We start from the raw sequence: 23262 nt of genomic DNA, 5'->3' as shown, positions 1-23262 counted from the left end.
AGGAAACAGCATGGGGCATCTGAAGGCAGGCAACCTCATCACCACCCGGGAGCGGCTGCGCGACCAGGTCGCCCACGCCCTGCGCGCCGCCCTCATTTCCGGTGAACTGCGCCCCGGCGAGGTCTACTCGGCCCCGGTGCTCGCCGAGGACTTCGGCATCTCCGCGACGCCGGTCCGCGAGGCGATGCTCGACCTGGCCCGCGAGGGCCTGGTCGAGCCCCTCCGCAACAAGGGCTTCCGGGTCACCGAGGTCGACGAGCGCGACCTCGACCAGTACACCGAGATCCGTACTCTGATCGAGGTTCCCATGGTCGGCCGGATCACGAGGACCGCATCGAAGAAGGACCTCGAAGCGCTGCGCCCGGTCGCCGAGGAGATCGTGCGCGCCGCGCACGACCACGACCTCATCGGCTACCTGGAGGCCGACCGCCGGTTCCACCTCTCGCTGCTGGCACTCTCCGGCAACGACCGTCTCGTCGAAACCGTCGGTGATCTGCGCAAGCGCTCCCGCCTGTACGGCCTGACCGCACTGGACCGGCGCGGCGAACTCATCCCCTCGGCCCAGGAGCACCTGGAGCTGCTGGAGCTCATGCTCTCCGGCGACTCCGAAGCCTCCGAGCAGTGCATGACCCGGCACCTGGGCCATGTGCGCTCACTCTGGGCCGAGGCCGGGGCCGACAAGTGAGGCCCCCTTCCGGTCGCTGAGCCTCACGCCGGCCGCGCAGGGTGTGTCTCTGCCTTCCGGCCTTCCGGTAGAGGGGCAGTCCTCCCCGGAACGCAGGGGGTCCGGTGCGACAGAACTCAGCCCTTCTTCTGTTTGTACAGTTCGAGATCCCTGTTCACGAACAAATGCACATAGCCGCAGCTCCAGCAGATCAGGCCGGTTGCCGACTCGTTCGCCCAACCCAAGCTCATGAACTCCATGCCGGAGCTGTTGAGCTTCACCTCACGGTCCCTGAACAGGTCACCCTGACAGAAGGTGCACTTGATCCACACGCCCCCGAGAGCCGCGCGAACAGGTTTGGCCATGCCTCCACCTTTCCTATGAGCCGCCGGAGTCGTGCGCCCGTCTCCCACACAAACTGCGTGGCGGCAGCGTAATCAGGCCCCCTGAACCGGGCCATGGACCAGACAGGCGCCGCAGACGCCCTGCCACCGCATCAGCTCAGTGACTTCCCGGTCACGAAGACGGCGATGGCGCGCTCTGGGAATCAGGCGATGCCCGGCCGGCGCTGGGTGTCGCGGCGTCCGATGAGGAACCAGAGCAGGCTCCCGAGGTACGGGGCCAGCAGGGCGAAGGCGACCCAGACCAGCTTCATGCCTCCGGTGAGGTCAGACCTGACGATGCTGAGCAGGGCGCCGAAGTAGAACGCGAGAGCGCCGAGGACCATCGCGGCTCCTGCACAGGTGATCACGATGTTGCCCGTAGAGGCAAGGGCCATCTGCTGTGCGAGCTGTGCCTGCATCATTCATTCCTCTTGCTGGTGGGGGGATTCTCAGAGCCGCCGGTCGGGCGGTCTCGGTTGGCGGCAGTCGGGCCGTGCCAGGGTGCTGGCTGCGTTATGGGTGAGCCCTTGTCATGAGGGGCGCCGTGCGGACCGCAGCAGGTAGACGCCAGCGGCGACCGGGAGTGCCGGGACGGCCAGAAGGACGGGGGTGAATGCTCCGAGGCCGAGGTTCAGCGTGCCCGCGGGGACCACCCACAGCGCCACCGCGAACAGCGGCGGCACGAGGGCGGCCGCCGTTGCGATCGACTTGTCCCGATTGCGCCACTGCGGCGCCCTCCACAGCCACCAGATCGCGCCGATCAGGGCGGGGCCGCCCAGCAGGGGGGCGAAGAGCGTCAGGAGTCCGGTCGCCGCCAGCAGTGCCAGCAGTGCGAGGGTGCGTCCTCGGCTCACTTGCGGGGCGGGGAGCTCGTCGCCCAGTGCGGTTTCCGCGATGGTGCGCGGGTCGCCGAGGCGTGTGAGTACGGTGCGGATCTCGTCGTCGCCGGATGCGGACTCTTCCGCGAGGGCCACGGCGATGTGTTCCTCCAGGTCGGCCAGCAGCTCATTGCGGCGTTCCGGGCTGAGGCCGGCCGTTTCACGCGCCACGGTGGCCAAGTAACTCTTCACCAGCGGGTGCTCGGTGATCGTCACGGTGGTCTCCTGTCAGTCGGTGATGAAGTGGTCGACCGCGTCCCGGAAGTGCGGCCAGATGGCGGTGAACTCCTTCAGCGCCGCATGCCCCGACGGCGTCAGCTCGTAGTAGCGCCGTGGGGGCCCGCTGGGGGACTCCTGCCAGCGGGTCTCCACCAGTCCGTCACGGCGCAGGCGCGACAGCAAGGGGTAGATGGTTCCTTGGCTCGTGACCATGACATTCACCGCGCCGAGGGTTTCGAGCAGCTCCACGCCGTAGCGCGGGCCCTCCCGCAGGATCGCGAGCACGCAGTACTCCAGCACCCCCTTGCGGAGCTGGCTCTCGGCCTTGCCCGCGACGGGCTTACCTGCGATGTCAGGTTCCATGCATTGCACAGTACCTGGCTATCTCTAGAAGTCCAAAGGCGATGTCGGCGCACCCGGGATGCGATCCCCACGCTCAGGTCCCGCCACCCCCGGACGCCCACGGGGACGGCACGGATCCTCCTCAGCCACCGCCCGTCTGCACCTGGCGAATCACGACTCACCAACGCGGGTACCAGCGGGAGCACGGTGGCGGGAGCCTGGCTGGCGACCGCCTCTTCGGAAGCAGTGGCCAGCACGTCGCTCATGATGTGCCCTGGCAGCCCGGACTCGAAATGCGCTCCCACGTCGCGGGCGGGCAACGTGATGATGGCGTGCAGGTCGTACCGGGTGAGCACCGCCGGCACATTGAGGAGTCCCGGCATCGCAGCTTCCAACAACCTGGAGGCCAGGGCGGCGAGCTGGGGTAGAAGTCGTCGCGCATCACGAGGAGCACGCTGAGTCGGCTGTGGTCGTCCAGCGCTTCGACGATCTGGTCCGCGACGATCCGGCGGCGGTCCACCGCGCTGGTGCTCCGCTGGGTGAGCAACTCGCCCGCGCGATCCGCCCCGTCGGAGAAGGGACTTGCTCACCCGAACGGGGACGGAGCGACAACGGACACCTCGACAACTGCATCGAACTCGAAACAGCCCCGAGCATGCCCGCTGATCACGCTGGCGCGCCGGGGAACTCCAAGATCCCCAACAGAGTCAAGTCCCCGACGCCAGCACCGAAGCGCAAAACGTTCACGACCGGTTCCTCCGCGGTATGCGGCTCTTCGCAGTTGAGCGTGCACTCGGGCTGCGCAGGTGGCTGACGGTCGGCGCTCACTCAGCCTTCCTCGTCGCGTTCCTCCTCGTCCCCGCGCCGACGGCGCGCTCGCTCGGCGATCCCGCTGGAGAGCTTGCCCTTTACCGAGCTGGCCCGGTCGAGAGTCTCGTTACCGAGGCTTCTGGCAGCACCGACGCCCTTCGCTCCTGTCTCAAGCGCCTTGTCTCTCACCTCCGCCGCCGCGACCGCCCATCGTCTCGTCTCCGACGGCCGGCGACCGGACTCGATCCCGAGCCGCCCGTGGAAGTCATGGACGCCGGTCACGACATGATTGCTCGACTGGACCACAGCCGGGGACTTGGTCGGGTGCAGCAGCACCTTCGCGTTGGCCGCTCCGGCAGCCGCATTCATCCGGGCCGCCAGACGCTCGGTGCTCCGCGAGATGAGATCCAGCCGGTTCTGCCGGGCAATCCGAATCCCGAGGCGGTGCCGGTCCAGCTCCTCCGGAGCCGCGTCCAGCACCCGGTCGAGTTCGAGCACGGCAATCGCGTCCTGCAGCTGGAAACAACGAGCCAGAACAGCGAGCCACTCCTGAGCCTTGGACTCGGCTTCCTTGGCCGCCTCGGCGAGATCACCGATCTTGGCCTTGCGCTCCATCTTCTCCGCGAGTGCGTCGAGTCGACGCAACGCGTACACCTGGGTCGTCGCAATCGTCCCCGGCGTGGCCTGCACCTTCGACCACGTGATCCCGGAAACCCGGCCCACCTGCTCCCGGATGGTCATGGCCTCCTCGATCACGAGCTCCGCTCCGATCATGTCCGACAACGCGGCGTCCTCCTGAGCGCGGAGCACGTCGTCGACCTTCTCGTCGATCGTGGCGAGATAGTCGGTGATCTCGTCCATGGTCTGCTGCATCGCGAGCTGCGCCATGATCCCCGCAGCACGAGCGAGAAACGCCGGGTTACCCAGAAGCGATCGGGGCCCGCTCACGAATTCGACAAAACCCCTGATCTGGCCCTTGGGCCCTTTCACCACACCGGTGCTGAGACCTGTCTTCGAGCTTTCCCTCAGCCCGTGCTTCTTGACGACCTGTGCCGACTCCCGGGTCAGCTTCACCCAGCAAGCGGATTCGGCGGCAACGTCCGAACCTGCCTGCGCGACCACAGCCCCGGTACCGGTGACGGACTTGAGCCGTCGCATTCCGACGTCCTTCGACGACAGCCCCTCCGAGACGAGGAAACGTTCGACATCCGCCTCACTCCCGATGACCGTCAGTCCGTCACCGTCGCTGATCAGCTGAATCTCGTTGTCCATCCGGCTGATTCTTCACCAGTCGCCAGCCCGGCCCGCCCGATATATGGAAACTCCCCAACAGCATCGCTGTCGGCAGCCCGAGAGACACGGACCCGCAGCCCCTTCGCCTTCGGCGCGACGGGCCAGTTCTCGGGGTCGCGCTCGTCCACCGCTCTGCACGCCCGCTTGCACGCTTGTCCACCGACTCCCCCGAGCGGCGGCCCTCGGGCCGGTCAGACGCAGCGAGAACCGTTCACGGAAGGTAATAGGCCCAGGTCAGCTGGGTTGCTGACCTGGGCCTTCGTGGAGCCGCGTTCGGGATTCGAACCCCAGACCTGCGCATTACGAGTGCACCGGCCCCAGACCACGAACACTCCACCGCAGACCACCTCCTACTTCACGGCATTGGAAACTGCGGGGTAGAGCGGCGGCGTGATGTCCCATCGACCCGAACCGGCTCAGAGGCGTCATCCGCCCCTCCGCTCCAGGGACTCTTCAGGGACTTTCAGCCCTGTTCCGAGGGACTTCCGAGGGACTTTCCGCCGCCTAACGCCGCAAGCCCCTGAAAGATCCGAATGGGCCTCCGCTGCAGGTCAGAGGTCCTTTTCAAGGCAAAGCCGCAGGTAGCGGCAGACGAGTCGGGCTGTACGCCTGGGCCTGTTCCTCCACAAGGAGACAGTCGGGACAACAGTCGGCATCCCTTCCGCTCCTCCAGTGCACGGGGCTGCGTACCCGCTCGCTACGGGCGAGCATTAAAAGCGCAATCCGAGAGATGTGCGCATCCGTCCGAATGTCGGAGCCATAGGCTTGGCTCAGGACACACGCCGCGCACCGGAAGGAAACGAAGCCGTGCATGGCGAGTACAAGGTGCCCGGCGGCAAGCTGGTCGTCGTGGATCTGGATGTCGAAGAAGGTGTCCTGCGCAACGTGCGAGTCGCCGGGGACTTCTTCCTGGAGCCGGACGAAGCGATCTTCTCGATCAACACAGCCCTTGAGGGTTCTCCCTCATCGACGGACGCTGCAGGGCTGGCCGCCCGGATCACGGCGGCGCTGCCGGAGTCGACCATGATGCTCGGGCTGACAGCGGAGGGCGTCGGCATCGCCGTCCGGCGCGCCCTGGCCCGCGCGACCGAGTGGAGCGACTACGACTGGCAGCTGGTGCACATGGAGCCGCAGGAACCGGCCCTGCACATGGCGCTGGACGAGGTGATCACCACCGAGGTGGCCGCTGGGCGGCGGGCCGCAACCCTACGGGTATGGGAGTGGGCCTCGCCTTCCGTCGTGATCGGCAGCTTCCAGTCCCTGCGGAACGAGGTGGACCCCGAAGGGGCGGCAAAGCACGGGATGACCGTGGTTCGCCGTGTTTCTGGTGGTGGGGCCATGTTCGTAGAGCCCATGAGTACGATCACGTACTCCCTGTCCGTGCCGGAGTCCCTGGTCTCGGGCCTCTCCTTCGCAGACAGCTACGCCTACCTCGACGACTGGGTGCTGGGCGCGCTCGGCGACATGGGCATCAAGGCCTGGTACCAGCCCCTGAACGACATCGCCACCGAGGCCGGCAAGATCGCCGGTGCCGCCCAGAAGCGCATGGTCGGCCCTGACGGCGGCCCTGGAGCCGTCCTCCATCACATGACGATGTCGTACGACATCGACGCCGGCAAGATGGTCGAGGTGCTGCGGATCGGCAGGGAGAAGCTGTCCGACAAGGGGACCAGGAGCGCCAAGAAGCGCGTCGACCCGCTCCGCCGGCAGACGGGCCTCGCACGGGAGCAGGTCATCGAGAACATGATCGCCTCCTTCCGCAACCGCTACGGGCTGACCACCGGCGAAGTCACGGCGGAAGAGATGGCCCGCGCGGAGGAACTGGTGCGGACGAAGTTCGCCACCGAGGAGTGGACCGCGCGCGTGCCGTGAACGCCGCGCCCTGCCGGGTGTCGCGCGGCACCCGGCAGGGCGAGTAGGCCCATGCCCGTGATCACGCCGGCTCGTAGTGTCTTCCGCCTCCGACCTTCGTGGAGCCCGGCGACACGATCACGTACTGGCTGTCGGTGCCGCAGTCGCTGGTCCAGGGGCCGTCCTTCCAGGACAGCTACGCCTACCTGGACGACTGGGTGCTCGGCGCCCTCGGTGAGATGGGGATCCGCGCCTGGTGCCAGCCGCTGAACGACATCGCCACCGACCAGGGCAAGATCGCGGGCCGGCGCAGAAGCGGATCGTGGGCGAGGACGGCGGGCCGGGTGCCGTTCTGCACCACGTGACCATGTCGTACGACATCGACGCCGGCAAGATGCTCGAGGTGCTGCGGATCGGCCGGGGAGAAGCTCTCCGACAAGGGGACCAGGAGCGCGAAGAAGCGGGTCGATCCACTGCGCCGGCAGACGGGCCTGCCGCGCGAGGCCGTCGTCGAGCGGATGATCGAGTCGTTCCGCGCGCGGTACGGCCTGGTGGACGGCAAGGTCACCGACGCGGAGCTGGCACGCGCCGAGGAGCCGGCACGCGCCGAGTTCACCTCCCCGCAGTGGACGGCGAGAGTGCCGTGGCGGCCGGTCTCGCGGACGGCACCGGTTCAGCAACGGGTCAAGCATTGCCCTGGCCCGGGCCAAGGGGACGTATGAGTTCCGTGTACACCCGGAGCACCGCCCCGACAAAGCCGGATTTGCCCCGTTGACCGCTGGCTACCGTGGTCGGGCCCGATCGGCCACGACAACCACGGGGAAGAGGTGACGGCGGTGGGGGCGCCGATGCATTCACGCCTGCTCGATTTCGCGGAGCCGGATCCACCGGGACGCGAGGTCCCGAAGCAGGAACCGCGTCGCTCGCATCTGCTGGACCTCGTGGAGGCGGCTCCGCCTCCGGGCCCGGCCGCGGACGACCGGCCCCGTCCCAAGCCGGGTGTGCCCGCGTACCACACGCCGGTGTTCGTCCCGGCGCATCCGAGGTCCGTCGCCGGAACCGGCACGGACGGCCGCCCCGCGCGCGTGCCCTTCGTCGTGTTCGAGCTGTTCGAGCATCCCGCGCACGGCGCCGTGGCCTTCGCGTTCACCACGCTGGAGAAGCTGGTCGACGCGCTCGGCGAAGCACAGCCGTGGGCCGCCAGCTCGCTCGGCCCGCTGGCCGAAGGCGTGCGCGACCAGGGCGTCACGGTCCTGCTGGACCCGCTGGTCGCTCAGGGAGAGCCCAACTGGCAGCCGGCCGATCTGGCCGCCTACGTGCGGGAGGTACGCCGGTGAGCGACTTCAAGGCGGTCTACGACGACCTCGCCACCATGGCGAAGACCTTCCACGAACAGGCCGGTGACTACCGGAAGTTGCACCCCGACGTGGCACCGCCCGTGGTCAGCGGCGGCGACCCGGGGCTCGACTCGGCCATCAAGGAGGTCGCGGACCTCATCGTCTCCCTGCACATCGGCATGGCCGACCGGATCGACGACCACGGGGACAAGGTCGCGTACGCGCGGGACTCCTTCCACCGGCACGACGTGGACGTCCACGGTGTCTTCGAAGACCTGATGGGGTGAGAGCTGATGGGTGACAGCTGGGTCGGCGGCGACATCGACGGACTGCGCACGATGGCCGAGACGTACAAGAACGCCAAGGACAAGCTCGACGGGGTGGTCAAGCCGCTCAGCGGCGCCGTCGAGAAACTGGTCGGCGACGCGAGCTGGCAGGGCGACGCGGCCGAGACCTTCCGCGGCAAGTGGAGCGAGGACGCGCTGGCCGCCGGCGGTTTCGCCGAACTGGTGCACGCGGCGGGCGAGATCCTGGAGACGCTGGCCGACGCGCTGTCCACGTGCAACACGTCCCTGCAGAACGCGCACCACATCGCGACCCGCAAGGGTGCGGCGGCGGATCCCGACATGAAGGAGTACAACAAGGCGCGTGACGAGATCCTGCACACCGCCCAGCACGCGCGGCTGGTGGCGGCGCAGCAGTTGCAGGGGCTGTACGACAAGGTGACGTCGAAGGACGGCTCGGTCTCGCCGGGCGACAAGACCACCCTGTACGACGCACTGCGCGGCCTGTACGCGTACGACGCCGAGGACGCCCGGGCGGGCGGTATCGAGGCCCGCAAGCATTTGGACGCGGCCAAGGCCGAGGCGCTGGACGCCAAGAAGAAGCTGCGCGCCGAGCGCAAGGTGTTCCAGCAGCAGGGCCGCAAGATGCCCGCCGACCTGCCCGCCAAGAGCGCCTACCGCGACGCGGTCACCAAGGTCGACGCGCTGGAGGAGGACATCGCCCGCGCCGACAACGGCAGCACCAAGCTGCCCTACGACCGTGCCCTGAACGTCAAGATGGCCGACGCGGCCGACGCGCTGCGCATGGGCAAGGGTCTGGAGGCGCTGCCGGACGTCCTCAAGGAGCTGCCCGTCCTGGACGTCGCCGCGGCCGGCGCCTGCGGTCTGATCGAGGCGAAGGACGACCACGACAAGGGCTGGTCCTGGCAGCACTCCATCGCCGTCGACGGGACCGCCAACGTCGGCGGTCTGGTCGCGGGCACCGCGGTCGCGGCGGCGCTGCTGCCGGCCGAGGCACCGGCCGTCGCGGTCGCCGCGGTGGGGGTGGGGGCAGTGGTCGTCACGACCAGCGTCATCGACCACTCCCTGCACGAGCACTGGAGCGAGGACATCCACGACCACGGTGTGCTCGGCGGTGTGGCGGTGGGCAGTGGCCATGTGCTGAAGGAGACCGGGGAGGACCTCGGGAGGTTGGGAAAGGACGTATGGCATGGCGTCACGAGCATCTTCTGAGGTGCCCGCCCCCGGATTCTCCGTCCCCATTCCCGCCCTGCCGAAGCTGGGCAGGACCTGGTACGAGCGCGGCACCCGCTACTGGCTGTGCCGCGCCCGCACGACCGCCGCCATGGTCCTCGTGATGGCCATGTTCTGCTTCTTCGCGGTGGGCCTGTACTCGGGGGTGCGCGACGAACTGCCGTCCACCGTGCGTGTCGTGTGGGACGGTGTGCAGGTGGCCGCGTCCGCCGTCACCTTGGTGTGGGGCTGGATGTCACAGCGCCGGGGCCACCGCGAGGCGCTTGTGGATCCCCCCACTCCCGGCCAGACCCTCCGGGCCAAACGCGACCACGACAGCCGTGTGCCGGGCCGGATCGCCCTGGGCCGCGGGCTGGTGCTGATCGCTGCTCCCGTCATGCCGGCGTTCGCCGCCTGGATCATCGGCTGGCTGGCCGCCTGGCTGACGGTCCGGGAGTACCCCAGCGAAGTCGGCGCCCGCCGCTGGCTCGAGGAGCACGCCACCGCACCATGACACCGAGCAGCACGCCACCGCACCATGACACCGAGCAGCACGCCCGCCGGCATCCCGTCCCTGCCGGGGCTCGGCACCACCTGGTACGAACGCGGTGCGCGCCACTGGCTGCGCCGCGCCGGCGGCGCCCTCTTCCTCCTCACCGTCCTGGCCTTCTTCTGCTGCATCGCGCTCCGTCTGTATCCGGGGGTCCCCCGCAGCGACCTTCCGGCCGGTGTGCGCCGGGGCTGGGACGTGACGCAGGTGATCGTCTCCTGTGCGACCCTCGCATGGGGATGGGTCAAGCAGCGCCGGGATCTGCGCGGGCAACTGCTGGACCCGCCCGCGCCCGACGCGTTCCGTGCGGCCAAGCGCGCCGAGGCCACGCATGCCGGGTACTGGTCCCGTGCCGGCCTCATCCCCTTGCTGCTCGCCGCCCCGGTCCTGCCCGCGGTCGCCGCGTGGGGTGTCGGGTGGTTCGCCGCCGCGCTGACCGTCCGCGAGTATCCCGGCGAAGTCGGCTCCCGGCGCTGGATCGAGGAACATAACGGGCAGATACGTACGTCGCGAACGCGTCGCCGTGACCGGCCGGGCACGGAGCGAGTTCACCCTTCCGCCCCACAGGCAGGCATGTGACACTGTCGTCCCCGTCCACCATGCGGACCCCTTTCCGCACCCCCCTCCCCCACGAGAAGTGCGCCGTGCGTTCTCTTCCTCTGCCGCTCGCCCTCACCGCGCGTCTGACGCCCGTCGCCGTGCTGGCCTGCGCCGGCTGGGCGCTGACGTCGGGCCCCGCTGCCAAGCCCTCCGCCGACGGCCACCGGACGGCCGGGCAGACGACACCCACCCGGTCGGCCTCCGCGCCGTCCTCCACCCAGGTGTCGAAGACGTACGGCGCGGTGCCCGCTCCCTGCGGCAGTGTGCCCGCGGCGACGCTCAAGTCCCTGGTGCCCGGGGCCAAGGCGGCGGGCAAGGAGATTCCCTCGACGGACGTCAAGCTGCGCCGCACCTGCTCCTGGAACGCCCTGAAGGGCTACTCCTACCGCTGGCTGGACGTCTCCTTCGAGCTCGCCGACTCGGACGAGTCGGCGAAGAAGGAGTACGAGCAGCGCGTCGCCGAGAAGAGCGGCGGCGGCCCCGTTCCGGGGCTCGGCGACACCGGCTACTCCGTCGTGAACCTCACCACGGAGGACAAGCAGCAGACCCGCGAGGGCGTGGTGATGGCCCGTGTCTCCAACGCCCTCGTGATCGTCACCTACAACGGCAGCGACTTCGACACGAAGAAGGCTCCGGACACGGACGAGATCAACAAGGGCGCGATCCAGGCCGCCAAGGCCGCCGTGGCCGCCCTGCAGGGCGGCGCATCCGGCTGACGGTTCGGCTGACGTTCCGTCAGGTACGGGTCAGCGGCAGGACCAGGTCGCGCAGTTCCTTCTCCGTGATCATGCCGGTGTGGACGCTCGCCATCCGGCCCCGGCTGTCGATGACGACCGTGAAGGGCACGCCCTGCGGCACCGACCCCCTGGGGAACTTCAGCATCTGGCGGCCGGAGGGGTCGCTGAAGCTGGGGTAGGCGAGCCGGTGGTCCTGCTGGAAGGCCCGGCCGCCGGCGGTGTCCGTGTCGGCGTTCAGCCCGAGGAACCGAACCCCCTTGGCGGCGAGGTGTTTCTGGGCCGAGTTCAGTTCGGGCGCCTCGGCCCGGCAGGGCCCGCAGTAGGAGGCCCATGCGTTGAGTACGACGACCTTGCCGCGATAGTCGGACAGCCGCAGGGGCTTGCCGTCCAGACTGTCGCCGGCGAGGCCGGGCGCGGCCCTGCGCTGAGCGGCGGGAACGGGCCCGCTCCTGTCGTCGGAGCCGGCGGTGCCCATCCCGGCATGACAGGAGGCCAGCAGCAGGCAGGCTGCGGTCCACAGCAACGGTCGCTTCTTCACGAGGCACGAGTATGGCAACAGCCGGGTACGGAACGGATCTTGGGGTGCTGTAGGTTCCGACGGGGACGACCGCCGGCGGGCGCCGGAACGACGAGACACGGGGGCTGCAGTGCGGGTGCGGTATGCGGTCGGGGCCGGAGCGCTGGCGATCGTGGTGGCGGTGACCGGCTGGGCGAGGTGGGGCCGGCCCGACGGCGATCCGCACCACGGGCTGCGGGCGGCCGAGCGGGCGGCCGGACCCGCGTGTACGAGCCTGGCCGGGCGCTGGCCGGGACGGCTCGACGGCCACCGGCGCGAACGGGTGGGCGTGACCGGCGCCGAGGCGTGGGGCGGGGGCGCCGTGACAGCCCGGTGCGGCGTGACCTCGCCGGGCCCGTCGGCCGACCCGTGCGTGAACGTGAACGGCGTGGACTGGCTGATCGAACAGGCCCGTTCCCGGCGGGCGGGCAGGAAGGTCCTCGTGTCCTACGGGCGCAGCCCCGCCGTGGAGGTGACCGTCTCGCCCGGGGTGCGGGCCGTCGACACGGTGCTGCTCGACCTGTCGAAGGCCGTCGCGCCCATGGCTCAGCGGTCGCACTGCGTGTAGCGGGGCCCCGGCGGCTGCCGTCCGCCGGGGCGGCCCACTCGGGCGGCCCTCGTCCAGGAGGCCTGGTTCGGACGGCCCTCGGTCAGGCGGCCTGCGCCGTCTCGGCCTCCTTCCGCCCGGTCAGCAGCGTCAGCGCCAGGTACAGCACCAGCGAGGTGCCGAGGCCCACCGCCCAGCCGTAGTCGGCGAGAGGCTTGAGGGCGGGGACGGGCCGGCCGTCGATCAGGGGGTGGAAGTCGGCGCCGCCGATCGCCAGGACGCCTCCGGCCACGAACGCGACGACCGCCCGCCAGTTCCAGCCGCCCGCGTACCAGTAGCGGCCGCCCCTGCGGTACAGGTCGGCGAGGGCGAGACGGGTGCGGCGCAGGATCCAGTAGTCGGCGACCAGGATGCCCGCGACCGTGCCGAGCAGGCCGCCGACCAGGCCGAGCCAGGTGAAGATGTAGCCCTGCGGGTCGGAGTACAGCTTCCACGGGAAGATCAGCACGGCGAGGACCGAGGTGATCAGGGCGCCGGTGCGGAAACTGATCCTGCGGGGTGCGACGTTGGAGAAGTCGAAGGCCGGGGAGACCAGGTTGGCCGCGATGTTGACGGAGAGGGTGGCCACCAGCACGGTGACCAGGGCGTAGAGCAGACCGGCCACGTTGTCCGTCTTGGCGGCGAGCTGTACCGGGTCCCAGACCGGCTTGCCGTAGACCGCCTGCGAACCGGAGGTGACGAGCACGGAGAGGAAGGCGAAGAGGGTCATCGTGGTCGGCAGGCCGAGGGCCTGGCCCCAGGTCTGGGCCTTCTGGCTCCTGCCGTAGCGGGTGAAGTCGGGAATGTTCAGGCTCAGAGTCGACCAGAAGCCGATCATTCCCATCAAGGAGGGCCAGAACAGCTTCCAGAAGTCGCCGCCCCAGCCCAGCTTGGAGGGCTGGTCGAAGAGCGGGCCGAGGCCGCCGGCCTTGCTGCTCATCCACCACAGCATCACGAACGCGCCGACGAGCACGAAGGGCGCCGCCCAGTTCTCGAAGCGGCGGATGGTCTCCATGCCCCGGTAGATGATGGCGACCTGGATCACCCAGAAGATCGCGAACGAGAGCCACATGGTCCAGGCGTAGCCGCCGATGTGCGAGGCGTTCGCCCAGGTGTCCCCGATGAGCTTGCCGGCCAGGAAGTAGATGGCCTCGCCGCCGATCCAGGTCTGGATGCCGAACCAGCCGCAGGCCACCAGGGCCCGTACGACCGCGGGCAGGTTGGCGCCGCGCACTCCGAAGGAGGCGCGGGCGAAGACCGGGAAGGGGATGCCGTACTTGGGTCCGGCGTGCCCGGTGAGCAGCATCGGCACCAGCACGATCAGGTTGGCGAGGGCGATGGTGAACACCGCCTGCTTCCAGTCCATGCCCACCGCGATCAGCCCGGAGGCGAGGGTCCAGGAGGCGGTGTTGTGGGCCATGCCGACCCACAGTGCGGAGAAGTTGTACGTCGTCCAGGTGCGCTTGGCCGCGGGGACCGGGAGCAGGTCCGCGTTGGCGTAGGGGCCGCTGGGCTGCGGCGAACCGGGGGCGATCTCCACCCGGCCGTCGGCGAGGGTGACTTGGGCGGTCGGCGGTATGGCCGTGGGAGCGGTGTCGGTCATGAGCAGGCCAATCGAGAAGGGGTGGGACGGGGAGAGGCCGTGCGGGTGGCGACGAGGGGGGTGCGCCCCGGCCTCGGGAGAGGGGAAAGCGCCCTGGGCCCCCTTCCCGGGACGGCGGGAAGGGGGAGATCGATCAACCGGTGTGCTGTGGTTCAGGAGTTGAGGGCCGGGATCACCGTCGTGCCGTAGGCGTCGATGGTGGCCTCCTGGGCGTCGTGCATGTCGTACACCGCGAACTGGTCGACGCCCAGCTCGCGCAGCGCGTGGAGTTTCTCGATGTGCTTCTCGGGCGGCCCGATGATGCAGAACCGTTCGACGATCTCGTCCGGCACGAACTCGGTGTCGGGGTTTCCGCTGCGGCCGTGGTGGGAGTAGTCGTACCCCTCGCGGGCCTTGATGTAGTCGGTGAGTTCGTCGGGGACCTGGGCGGAGTGCTCGCCGTACTTGGCTACCAGGTCGGCCACATGGTTGCCGACCATGCCGCCGAACCACCGGCACTGATCGCGCGCGTGGGCGAGCGCCTCGGGCGAGTCGTCCGCGGTGACGTACGCCGGGGCGGCGACGCAGATCTTCACCTCGGAGGGGTCACGGCCGGCGGCGACGGCCGCGTCCTTCACGGCTTTCACCATGTACTCGGTGAGGTACAGGTCCGACAGCTGGAGGATGAACCCGTCGGCCTCCTCTCCGGTCATCTTCAGGGCCTTGGGACCGTACGCGGCCATCCACACGGGGACCTCGGCGCCCGGCTTGATCCACGGGAACCTGACGACCGTGCCACCGAGGTCTGCCTCCTCGCCCCGGCCCAGCGCGCGGATGACCTTCATGGCCTCGCTGATCCGGGCCAGGGTGTTCGGCTTGCGGCCCGCGACGCGCATCGCGGAGTCGCCGCGGCCGATGCCGCAGACGGTGCGGTTGCCGAACATGTCGTTGAGGGTGGCGAAGGTGGAGGCGGTGACCTCCCAGGTGCGGGTGCCCGGGTTGGTGACCATCGGGCCGACCGTCAGCTTCGAGGTGTTGGAGAGGATCTGACTGTAGATCACGAACGGCTCCTGCCACAGCACGGCGGAGTCGAAGGTCCAGCCGTAGGTGAAGCCGTTGCGCTCGGCCCGCTTCATCAGGCTGATGACATGGGAGGCCGGCGGGTCGGTCTGCAGGACGAGTCCGAAGTCCATGGGCGCCACTCCTAGTTGAGGTACTGACAGGTGGAGCGCGGAGTGTAGGCGCCGTGGCCGGCGTGTCCGGTGTACTCCCGCTCGGTGATGACGGGTTCGCCGCGCGAGAGCACGGTCTCGACCCGGCCGGTGGTCCGCCTGCCCTCGTACGCCGAGTAGTCGACGTTCATGTGGTGCGTCGTCGCGGACATGACCTGCTCGGCGTGCGGGTCGTAGATGACGACGTCGGCGTCCGCGCCCGGGGTGATGGTGCCCTTCTTCGGGTACATGCCGAACATCCGGGCCGGGGTGGCGCAGGCGATCTCGATCCAGCGGCGGCGGGAGATGTGCCCGTCGACGACGGCCTGGTGGAGCAGGTCCATCCGGTTCTCGACGCCCGGGAGGCCGTTGGGGATCTTGGAGAAGTCGCCGCGGCCCAGCTCCTTCTGGCCCACGAAGCAGAAGGGGCAGTGGTCGGTGGAGACCACCTGGAGGTCGTTGGTGCGCAGGCCCTGCCACAGCCTGGCCTGGTGCTCCTTGGGCCGCAGGGGCGTGCTGCACACGTACTTGGCGCCCTCGAAGTCCGGCTCGGCGAGGTTGTCGGTGGACAGGAACAGGTACTGCGGGCAGGTCTCCCCGAAGACGTTCAGTCCCTCGTCGCGGGCCCGTGCCAGCTCTGCCACCGCCTCCATGGCCGAGACGTGCACGACGTACAGGGGCGCTCCGGCGACCTGCGCGAGCCGGATGGCGCGGTGGGTGGCCTCGGCCTCCAGCAGGGCCTTTCGGACCTCCCCGTGGTAGCGGGGGTCGGTCTCACCGCGGGCCAGCGCCTGCTCGACCAGGACGTCGATCGCGATGCCGTTCTCGGCGTGCATCATGATCAGGCCGCCGTTGTCGGCGGAGCGCTGCATGGCCCGCAGGATCTGGCCGTCGTCGGAGTAGAAGACGCCCGGGTAGGCCATGAACTGCTTGAAGCTGGTGACGCCCTCCTCGACCAGCAGGTCCATCTCCTTGAGCGTCTCCTGGTTCACATCGGAGACGATCATGTGGAAGCCGTAGTCGATCGCGCAGTTGCCCTCGGCCTTGGCGTGCCAGGCGTCCAGGCCCTCGCGCAGGGTGTGGCCGACGCTCTGCACGGCGAAGTCGACGATGGTGGTCGTCCCGCCCCAGGCGGCCGCCCGGGTGCCGGTCTCGAAGGTGTCGGAGGCGAAGGTGCCGCCGAACGGCAGCTCCATGTGGGTGTGGGCGTCGACGCCGCCCGGGATGACGTACTTCCCGGTGGCGTCGATTTCCCGCTCGGCGGTGAACGCCTCGGCAGCGGGTGTGCCCGAGGCGGCGAGGGCGGAGATGCGGCCGTCCTCGATCAGGACGTCGGCGTGGATCTCGTCGGACGCGGTGATGACGAGACCACCGCGGATGAGAGTGCGGCTGCTCATGGTGCCTCTCCTGGGTGTGTGCGGGTCGTGTGTGGCTGGTCGCGCCCGCGCGGCGGTAGCCGCAGATCGAGCACAGCCCCGCGCCCCTGTCGGCGCGCTGTCGGCACCGGCGTTCCTACGGAGCGGTCAGCGGTCCGTAGGCCCCCGGGGCGCGGTCGCGGTAGAACTGCCAGCGGTCGCGGACCTCGCGGAGTTTGGCCAGGTCGAGGTCTCGGACGACGAGTTCGGTCTCCTTGTCGCTCGCCACTTCGCCGACGAACTGGGCCTCCGGGTCCACGAAGTACGTGGTGCCGTAGAAGTCGTTGTCGCCGAGGTCCTCCACGCCGACCCGGTTGATCGCGCCCACGAAGTACTCGTTGGCGGCGGCCGCCGCCGGCTGCTCCAGCTGCCACAGGTACCGGGACAGGCCGCGCGAAGTGGCCGACGGGTTGAAGACGATCTCGGCTCCGGCGAGGCCGAGCGCCCGCCAGCCCTCCGGGAAGTGGCGGTCGTAGCAGATGTAGACGCCGATCCGCCCGACGGCCGTGTCGAAGACGGGCCAGCCGCTGTTGCCGGGGCGGAAGTAGAACTTCTCCCAGAATCCCTGCACTTGCGGGATGTGGGTCTTGCGGTACTTGCCGAGGTAGGAGCCGTCCGCGTCGATCACGGCCGCGGTGTTGTAGAGGACGCCCGGCTGCTCCTCCTCGTACATGGGCAGCACGAGGACGAGGCCGAGTTCCTTCGCGAGCGCCTGGAAGCGCTTGACGGTGGGGCCGTCCGGGATCTGCTCGGCGTACTCGTAGAAGGCCTTGTCCTGGACCTGGCAGAAGTAGGGGCCGTAGAACAGCTCCTGGAAGCACAGGACCTGGGCGCCCTGTGCGGCCGCGTCGCGGGCCGCCTGCTCGTGGACCTGGATCATGGATTCCTTGTCGCCGGTCCAGGCGGTCTGGAACAGGGCGGCACGGATCACTCGGCTCATCGGGACCTCCGGTAGCTCGGTGTGCGGTGAGCCTAGGAAGTCCGCAAGGACCGTTTGAGTGGCAGCGTGTCACGCTTGCGGGCGCTTGGCGTGCCACCGTGTCACGTGTCGCGAGGCCATGTTTCACCGCCGTTTTCCCAGGTCGTGGCATGTTTCACCCCTGTTGCGCGTCATGCGCGAGGAGCGCGATGTGCACGGAGGCCGCTTGCTCGAAGTCGTCGAGGTCGATGCCCAGCCGGGTCTGTATCGCCTCCATGCGGCGGTAGAGGGCGGGGCGGGAGACGTGGTGGAGCTGGGCGGTGCGGGACTTGTTGCGGCCGGTCGCCAGATAGGTGCGCAGTACGTTCAGCAGCTCCTGGTCCTCGCCGCACAGCAGTCCGTCCAGCTCTCGCTCGGCGAAGGACTGCACGTGCGGATCGTCCCTGAGCAGCCGGATCAGGCCGCGCAGATGGACGTCGCGCAGCCGGACGACGGCCGGCAGGGCGAGGGCGGCCTGCTCATCGGCGAGGGGGGCGGCCACGGCGTCGGCGACATGCTGCGCCTCCCGCAGCCCCGCGGGCACGTCGTCCCAGCCGGTGCGTGCGTCGGCGGCGGCGACCACCGTGGCCGGCAGCCCGGTCTCGGCGCGCAGCCGCGCCGCGAAGTGCGCGGTGAGTGCCTCGGCCTGCTGGTCGCGGGCGAGGCTCAGCAGGACGGCGGTGGCACCGTCCGCCAGCTCGGCGACCACCCCGGGCAGCCCCAGCATGCGCAGCACCCGGTCCAGTTGGGCCGGATCCCCGCCGGGAACGACGAGGGGCACGAAGGTCCGCCGGTTGACGGGGAGTCCGGCCGCGCGCGCCCTCGGCAGCAGCTGCCGGGCCGGTACGACCCCGGACACCAGGTCGGTCAACAGGCTCTGCGCGGACTGCTCCTCCCAGGTGTGCGAGGAGTGGCCGCCGAGCATGCGGTGCAGGACGAGGGCCTCGGCGGCCCGGTCGGCGAGCAGCCGCCCGGTCGCGGTGTCGCCCCGGTATCCGCACAGCAGCAGCTCGCCCCACCGCTCCCCGCGGCCGCCCAGTTCGGCACGGATCCAGCCGTCGCCCTCGCGGCCGCCGGCCTGCCGGGCGATGCGTTCCCAGTCGCGCAGCACGTCGTCCACGGCCGGCCGCTCCCCCGCCGTGGCGAGGACCCGGTGGGCGAGGTTGGTGACGACCACCGGGCAGCCGCTGTGCTGGGCGACCTCGTCGAGCAGGTGCCCGAGCGGTGCGCCCGCGGTGATCAGCCCGGTGAGTGCGGTCCGTACGGTCTCCGACAGGCTGACGGCGGCGAACTTCCGCCGTACCAGCCGGGACTGGACCTCCTCCGTCAGCTCGGCGAAGGGGAAGGGCCGGTGCAGGACGACCAGGGGCAGCCCGCACCGCTCGGCGGCCCGGCGCATCACCTCGGGCGGTGCGGGGAACGCCCGCCCGAGGCCGAGGACGACGGCCGCGGCCTCCGCCCGGTGCAGGGACTGGATGTACTCGGCCTGCCCGGCCTCGTCGCCGGCGAGGAGCACACCGGTGGTGAGCACCATCTCGCCGCCGCTGAGCATCACTCCGACGTCGGCGGCCTCGGCGACGTGGACCCAGCGCACCGGCCGGTCCAGCTGCCCGGCCCCGGCCACCACCTCGGGCTCCCCGGCCTGCACCCGCTCCAGGGTCAGCACCTGGCGTACGGACAGGGCCGGTTCGAGCGTCTGCCAGCCGGTGTGGCGGGTCTGCCCGGTGGTGGTCATGGCCGTGCACCTGCTCTCTGGTACGTGCTGCTCAAGCTGGTTCCGCTCCCGTCCGCGCCGCTAGCAGGCGCTGCGCAGCGCGCGTTCGAGGATCGACGCGCCCTCCTCGGCCTCCGCGACGGTCAGCGACAGCGGCGGGGCGATGCGCAGGGCGCTGGTGTTGTGGCCGCCCCCCTTGCCGATGAGCAGGCCGCCCTCGCGGGCCGCCTCCAGGACCGCGGAGGCAGCCTGCGGGTCGGCCTCGTCCGTCCCCGGCCTGACCAGCTCGATGCCGATCATCAGGCCGCGGCCGCGCACCTCGCGGACCCCGGGCAGCTGGGCGGTGACGGCGCGCAGCCGCTCGATGAGCAGGCCCCCGACGCGGCGGGCGTTGCCCTGCAGGTCGTGTTCGAGGAGGTAGGTGAGGTTCGCGAGGCCGGCTGCCATGGTGATCTGGGTGCCGCCGAACGTCGAAATGCTGTTGGCGTCCAGGCAGTTCATGATCTCGGCGCGGGCGATCACCCCGCCGATGGACGTGCCGTTGCCGATGCCCTTGGCGAAGGTGACGATGTCCGGCGGTCCGCTACGGGCGTGCGCCTGCCAGCCCCAGAAGTGCTCGCCGGTGCGGCCCCAGCCGGTCTGCACCTCGTCGGCGATCCACAGGATCCCGTGTTCCTGGAGCACTTCGCGGAACGCCGCGTACAGTCCGTCCGGTGGCGAGGTGAACCCGCCCACGCCCTGGATGGGTTCGGCGATCAGTGCGGCCGGCGGCCGGGTGTGGCCGAGGATGTCCTTGAGGTCCGCGACGCAGGCGTCGATGAACGCGTCGTCGTCCAGGTCGGCGTACGGGCCGCGGGTGCGGACGCCGCCGTGGACGTAGAGGGTCTGCAGCGGGGACAGCGAGGTCGGGGACCAGCTGCGGTTGCCGGTGATGCCGACGGTGCTGAAGGAGCGGCCGTGGTAGCTGTTGCGCATGGCCAGGACCGTGTTGCTGCGCCGGTGGGCGGTGGCCAGCAGCAGGGCGGTGTCGTTGGCCTCGGTGCCGGAGGTGGTGAAGAAGACCCGGGCGTCCGGGATGCCGCTCACCTGGGCGACGCGCTCGGCCATCTCGACCATCGGCCGGTTGAGGTAGAGCGTCGAGGAGTGGATGATCCGCCCGGCCTGCTCGCCGACCGCCTTGGTCACCTCGGGCAGGGCGTGTGCGGTCATCGTGGTCAGGATGCCGCCGAAGAAGTCCAGGTACCTGTTGCCCGCGGAGTCCCAGACGTGGCGGCCCTCGCCGTGGGTGATCTCCAGCGGCTCGTCGTAGTAGAGGGCGAGCCAGTCGGGAAGGACGCTGCGGTGGCGGGAGTAGAGGTCGTTCACGGCTGCACCAGCCCTTCGTAGGCGTCGGGACGGCGGTCGCGGTAGAAGGCCCACTGCTGCCGCACCTGCTCGATGAGGTCGAAGTCCAGGTCGCGGACGAGGAGTTCCTCGGCCTTGTCGCTGGCGACGTCGCCGACGAACTGCCCGCGCGGGTCGACGAAGTACGAGGTGCCGTAGAAGTCGTTGTCCCCGTACTCCTCCTGGCCGACCCGGTTGATGGCGGCGATGAAGTACTCGTTGGCGACCGCCGCGGCGGGCTGCTCCAGCTGCCACAGGTAGGAGGACAGCCCGCGGTGGGTGGCCGAGGGGTTGTAGACCAACTGGGCTCCGTTCAGTCCTAGTTGGCGCCAGCCCTCCGGGAAGTGCCGGTCGTAGCAGATGTAGACGCCGACCTTGCCGACGGCCGTGTCGAACACCGGCCATCCCAGGTTGCCGGGCTTGAAGTAGTACTTCTCCCAGAAGCCCTTGACCTGCGGGATGTGGTGCTTGCGGTACTTGCCGAGGTAGGTGCCGTCGGCGTCGACGACGGCGGCGGTGTTGTAGTAGAAGCCGGACTGCTCGATCTCGAAGACGGGAACGACGATCACCATGCCGGTCTCGCGGGCGAGTTCCTGCATTCGGCGCACCGTCGGACCGTCGGGCACCGGCTCGGCCCAGCGGTAGTGCTCCGGTTCCTGGACCTGGCAGAAGTAGGGGGCGTTGAAGACTTCCTGGAATCCGATGACCTGTGCGCCCCTGCGGGCCGCCTCGCGGGCGTGCTCCTCGTGTTTCGCCACCATGGACCCGGTGTCGCCGGTCCATGTGGCCTGGACCAGTGCGGCACGTACGACGTTGGCCATGAGCTGCTCCTTCGACGCGACGTCCGAGCCTCTACGCCCGTAGAAACGGCCCGTAGAGGCATGAACGTAAGCCTCATGGAGGCCCTTGCCAAGACCATCGTCGCCAACCCGCGGAGTCGATCGCGTTTCACACTCCTTAGGGTGATCGGCGCGGGGGGTCAGGCGGTGAACCCGGCCACCCGCAAGGCGTGGACCAGGTCCCAGTGGCGTTCCTCCGAGACGCCCCGGGCGGCTTCCAGGAGGAGCGGGACGAGGCGGCCGGGATCGGCGGCGACGCTGCGGGCGGCCTCCTCGGGGGTGCGGACGCGGACATAGGCGTCCAGCAGGGCGTGCACCTCCCTCGCCCGGCCCTCGCCGTCCAGCCCGAGGACGGCGGCGCCGATCTCCGCGGCCGGCCGCGCGACGCCCTGCCGCAGCATCTGCAGCCCGTCCGCGGCCCTTCCGGCCGCCTCCAGGGCGTCGGCGGCGGCGACCAGCCGCTCGGCGGGCAGCGAGGCGGCCTCCCACAGCAGCGTGGCCCAGTCGGCGCCGAGCCCGGCGCGGTGCAGCCCGTCGGCGAGCACCGGGAAGCGGGCGGCGGGCCAGTGCGCGATCTCGACCAGCAGTGCATGCGCCTCGCCGGTGCGCCCCTGCGCCCGCAACCGCCCCAGCCTCTCGACGGCACCGACGACGGCCGCCCCCGCCCCGGCGTCCGCCGCGGGCGCCTGCGCCTGCACGACGGCCTCCGCCGCCCCGGCGAACCGGGCCCCTCGCGGCGTGCGCCGCCCGGCGGGCGCCTCAGGCACGGCCGCGGCCGCGGCCTGCGGCACGACGGCCGGCGCCCGCTCGTCCTCGGCCATGCCCGCGAATCGCGCACTGCCGCGACGGCGCTTGCGGGGCTTCGCGGGTGCGGCAGCCTGCGGGGCGGGCGGAGCGGTGACCTCACCGGCGGGGGATGCGGCGGGCCGAGGGGCCTGCCCGGCGGCCGGTGCGGAGAACCACGCGTCGGGGCCGCCCGCGGACCCGCCGGGCCGTCCGTCGCGGCCGGCGACCGGCGCCTCGCGCAGCGGCATCACCACCGCCCTGTGGTCCGATTCCGCCATCCGCCGGCGGAGTTCGGCACACCGGGCGCTCGCCCTGGCGTGGTCGTCGCGGGCCCAGGCCAGGTCGACGCGGAGGGCGTCGGCCTCCTCGCGGGAGGTCGCCGCCGTGAGCAGGCCGCTCAGTTCGGCCTGGCGCTCGGTGGCGTACCGCTGCTCGCGGAGCATGACGCCGAGGCGGTCGTCGAGGGCGTCCCGGGCGCCGGGCAGGGCGTCGTACGCCGAGACGGCGGCCGCGTGCAGGGTGCGGGCCCGTTCCTTCTCCGCCTCGGCCGCGGCGGGGCCGTACGCCGCCGCGAGGTCCTGCAGCAGCGCCTCCAGCACGTCCCAGGGCGGCACCTCACGGCCGTCGAGACAGGCCTGCATGCCCTCCGGGTCACGCTGCCAGAAGACCCCGCACCAGCCCCCGCCCTGATCCAGGCGCCCCAGCAGGCCGTCCAGATAGTTCGCGAACTCCCGGACCGGACCGAGGAGTTGATCCACCGCCATCGCCCGACTCCCGCCCGACCGCCAGTGCTTTGGTCGGTAGGCAACACCAGCTGTGTTACGGGCTTGCTACGCACAGTTTGCGAGCAGAGTGCAAGGGGCTCTTGGCGGGATCCCGCCCGTTGCGCGCGCCCCCGGTCACCGGGGGTGCGTCAGACGCCCACCAGCGCGCACCGGGCGACCAGCTCGTCCATGGACAGACCGAGCACCCCGGCCAGCGCGGCCACCGTGAAGAACGCCGGCGTGGGCGCCCTCCCGGTCTCGATCTTGCGGAGCGTCTCGGCCGAGAC

The 23262-nt window shown here is 70.3% G+C and carries 24 protein-coding genes and 1 pseudogene; 10 read left to right on the top strand and 15 right to left on the bottom strand.

Features of this window, described 5'->3' with window-relative positions; translation table 11 throughout:
- The first annotated feature begins 10 nt into the window (after window positions 1-10).
- Window positions 11-685, top strand: a complete 675-nt coding sequence (locus AB0H32_RS12010) for a GntR family transcriptional regulator (RefSeq protein ID WP_361118195.1) — start codon at window positions 11-13, stop codon at window positions 683-685.
- Between the two features lie 116 nt (window positions 686-801).
- Here AB0H32_RS12010 and AB0H32_RS12005 read toward each other — a convergent pair whose 3' ends face one another.
- The 5 genes from AB0H32_RS12005 to AB0H32_RS11985 all read right to left on the bottom strand — a co-directional run bounded on the left by AB0H32_RS12005 (window position 802) and on the right by AB0H32_RS11985 (window position 4568).
- Window positions 802-1029, bottom strand: a complete 228-nt coding sequence (locus tag AB0H32_RS12005) for a hypothetical protein (protein WP_361118193.1) — start codon at window positions 1027-1029, stop codon at window positions 802-804.
- A 182-nt stretch (window positions 1030-1211) separates the two neighbouring features.
- Window positions 1212-1469: a PLD nuclease N-terminal domain-containing protein gene (locus tag AB0H32_RS12000; RefSeq protein WP_361118190.1), complete on the bottom strand. Its 258-nt coding sequence runs from the start codon at window positions 1467-1469 to the stop codon at window positions 1212-1214.
- A gap of 108 nt (window positions 1470-1577) precedes the next feature.
- Window positions 1578-2141, bottom strand: coding sequence for a hypothetical protein (locus AB0H32_RS11995; RefSeq protein WP_361118187.1), 564 nt, complete (start codon window positions 2139-2141; stop codon window positions 1578-1580).
- Window positions 2142-2153: 12 nt separating this feature from the next.
- Window positions 2154-2507, bottom strand: coding sequence for a PadR family transcriptional regulator (locus AB0H32_RS11990; RefSeq protein WP_067308095.1), 354 nt, complete (start codon window positions 2505-2507; stop codon window positions 2154-2156).
- A gap of 807 nt (window positions 2508-3314) precedes the next feature.
- Entirely contained in the window at window positions 3315-4568 is a 1254-nt protein-coding gene (locus AB0H32_RS11985; protein ID WP_361118183.1) for a hypothetical protein, read from the bottom strand.
- An 828-nt stretch (window positions 4569-5396) separates the two neighbouring features.
- On the opposite strand from AB0H32_RS11985, the gene AB0H32_RS11980 reads away from it, so the two are divergent.
- The 8 genes and pseudogenes from AB0H32_RS11980 (at window position 5397) to AB0H32_RS11945 (ending at window position 11160) form a co-directional block, all read left to right on the top strand.
- Window positions 5397-6461: a biotin/lipoate A/B protein ligase family protein gene (locus AB0H32_RS11980; protein WP_361118180.1), complete on the top strand. Its 1065-nt coding sequence runs from the start codon at window positions 5397-5399 to the stop codon at window positions 6459-6461.
- A gap of 95 nt (window positions 6462-6556) precedes the next feature.
- Window positions 6557-7084: pseudogene (locus AB0H32_RS11975) on the top strand (biotin/lipoate A/B protein ligase family protein); the annotation flags it as partial.
- 204 nt (window positions 7085-7288) lie between these two features.
- Entirely contained in the window at window positions 7289-7777 is a 489-nt protein-coding gene (locus AB0H32_RS11970; RefSeq protein ID WP_361118177.1) for an SAV_915 family protein, read from the top strand.
- Entirely contained in the window at window positions 7774-8064 is a 291-nt protein-coding gene (locus AB0H32_RS11965) for a DUF6317 family protein (protein WP_361118174.1), read from the top strand. Before AB0H32_RS11970 ends, AB0H32_RS11965 begins: the two co-directional genes overlap by 4 nt.
- A gap of 6 nt (window positions 8065-8070) precedes the next feature.
- Window positions 8071-9294 carry a hypothetical protein gene (locus AB0H32_RS11960; protein WP_361118171.1) on the top strand — a complete coding sequence of 408 codons (1224 nt, stop codon included), beginning with the start codon at window positions 8071-8073 and terminating at the stop codon, window positions 9292-9294.
- Window positions 9272-9808, top strand: a complete 537-nt coding sequence (locus tag AB0H32_RS11955; protein ID WP_361118169.1) for a hypothetical protein — start codon at window positions 9272-9274, stop codon at window positions 9806-9808. Before AB0H32_RS11960 ends, AB0H32_RS11955 begins: the two co-directional genes overlap by 23 nt.
- A gap of 24 nt (window positions 9809-9832) precedes the next feature.
- The gene (locus AB0H32_RS11950) at window positions 9833-10423 is read left to right on the top strand and encodes a hypothetical protein (RefSeq protein WP_361118167.1); all 591 of its coding nucleotides are present in this window, start codon (window positions 9833-9835) and stop codon (window positions 10421-10423) included.
- A 65-nt stretch (window positions 10424-10488) separates the two neighbouring features.
- Entirely contained in the window at window positions 10489-11160 is a 672-nt protein-coding gene (locus AB0H32_RS11945; protein WP_361118164.1) for a hypothetical protein, read from the top strand.
- Between the two features lie 19 nt (window positions 11161-11179).
- On the opposite strand, the gene AB0H32_RS11940 is transcribed toward AB0H32_RS11945, so the two are convergent.
- On the bottom strand, window positions 11180-11719 hold the full coding sequence (locus AB0H32_RS11940) for a TlpA disulfide reductase family protein (RefSeq protein ID WP_361118162.1): 540 nt from the start codon (window positions 11717-11719) through the stop codon (window positions 11180-11182).
- Window positions 11720-11828: 109 nt separating this feature from the next.
- Here AB0H32_RS11940 and AB0H32_RS11935 point away from each other — a divergent pair, with 109 nt between their 5' ends.
- Complete coding sequence (locus AB0H32_RS11935) at window positions 11829-12305, top strand: DUF3515 family protein (RefSeq protein ID WP_361118159.1); 477 nt, start codon at window positions 11829-11831, stop codon at window positions 12303-12305.
- 82 nt (window positions 12306-12387) lie between these two features.
- On the opposite strand, the gene AB0H32_RS11930 is transcribed toward AB0H32_RS11935, so the two are convergent.
- The 9 genes from AB0H32_RS11930 to AB0H32_RS11890 form a co-directional block, all read right to left on the bottom strand.
- Entirely contained in the window at window positions 12388-13926 is a 1539-nt protein-coding gene (locus AB0H32_RS11930; RefSeq protein ID WP_361118156.1) for an NCS1 family nucleobase:cation symporter-1, read from the bottom strand.
- Between the two features lie 152 nt (window positions 13927-14078).
- Entirely contained in the window at window positions 14079-15098 is a 1020-nt protein-coding gene (locus AB0H32_RS11925; RefSeq protein WP_361118153.1) for a TIGR03842 family LLM class F420-dependent oxidoreductase, read from the bottom strand.
- An 11-nt stretch (window positions 15099-15109) separates the two neighbouring features.
- On the bottom strand, window positions 15110-16513 hold the full coding sequence (gene hydA / locus AB0H32_RS11920; RefSeq protein ID WP_361118150.1) for a dihydropyrimidinase: 1404 nt from the start codon (window positions 16511-16513) through the stop codon (window positions 15110-15112).
- Window positions 16514-16628: 115 nt separating this feature from the next.
- Window positions 16629-17471 (bottom strand): nitrilase-related carbon-nitrogen hydrolase, encoded by an 843-nt coding sequence (locus AB0H32_RS11915; protein WP_361118148.1) that lies wholly within the window; start codon window positions 17469-17471, stop codon window positions 16629-16631.
- 154 nt (window positions 17472-17625) lie between these two features.
- A complete protein-coding gene (locus tag AB0H32_RS11910; RefSeq protein WP_361118145.1) occupies window positions 17626-19224 on the bottom strand; it encodes a PucR family transcriptional regulator ligand-binding domain-containing protein in 1599 nt (532 codons plus the stop codon).
- A 60-nt stretch (window positions 19225-19284) separates the two neighbouring features.
- Window positions 19285-20568, bottom strand: a complete 1284-nt coding sequence (locus AB0H32_RS11905) for an aspartate aminotransferase family protein (protein ID WP_361118142.1) — start codon at window positions 20566-20568, stop codon at window positions 19285-19287.
- Entirely contained in the window at window positions 20565-21407 is an 843-nt protein-coding gene (locus AB0H32_RS11900; protein ID WP_361118139.1) for a nitrilase-related carbon-nitrogen hydrolase, read from the bottom strand. Before AB0H32_RS11900 ends, AB0H32_RS11905 begins: the two co-directional genes overlap by 4 nt.
- 158 nt (window positions 21408-21565) lie before the next feature.
- Window positions 21566-22975 (bottom strand): hypothetical protein, encoded by a 1410-nt coding sequence (locus AB0H32_RS11895; protein ID WP_361118136.1) that lies wholly within the window; start codon window positions 22973-22975, stop codon window positions 21566-21568.
- 149 nt (window positions 22976-23124) lie between these two features.
- Window positions 23125-23262, bottom strand: a 138-nt coding sequence (locus AB0H32_RS11890) for a helix-turn-helix transcriptional regulator (RefSeq protein WP_361118305.1), incomplete at its 5' end; no start/stop codon positions are given.

Origin of the sequence: Streptomyces sp. NPDC020362 (assembly GCF_040642095.1) — a bacterium.
Classification (GTDB): domain Bacteria; phylum Actinomycetota; class Actinomycetes; order Streptomycetales; family Streptomycetaceae; genus Streptomyces.
This window is presented reverse-complemented; position numbering and strand designations above follow the sequence as displayed.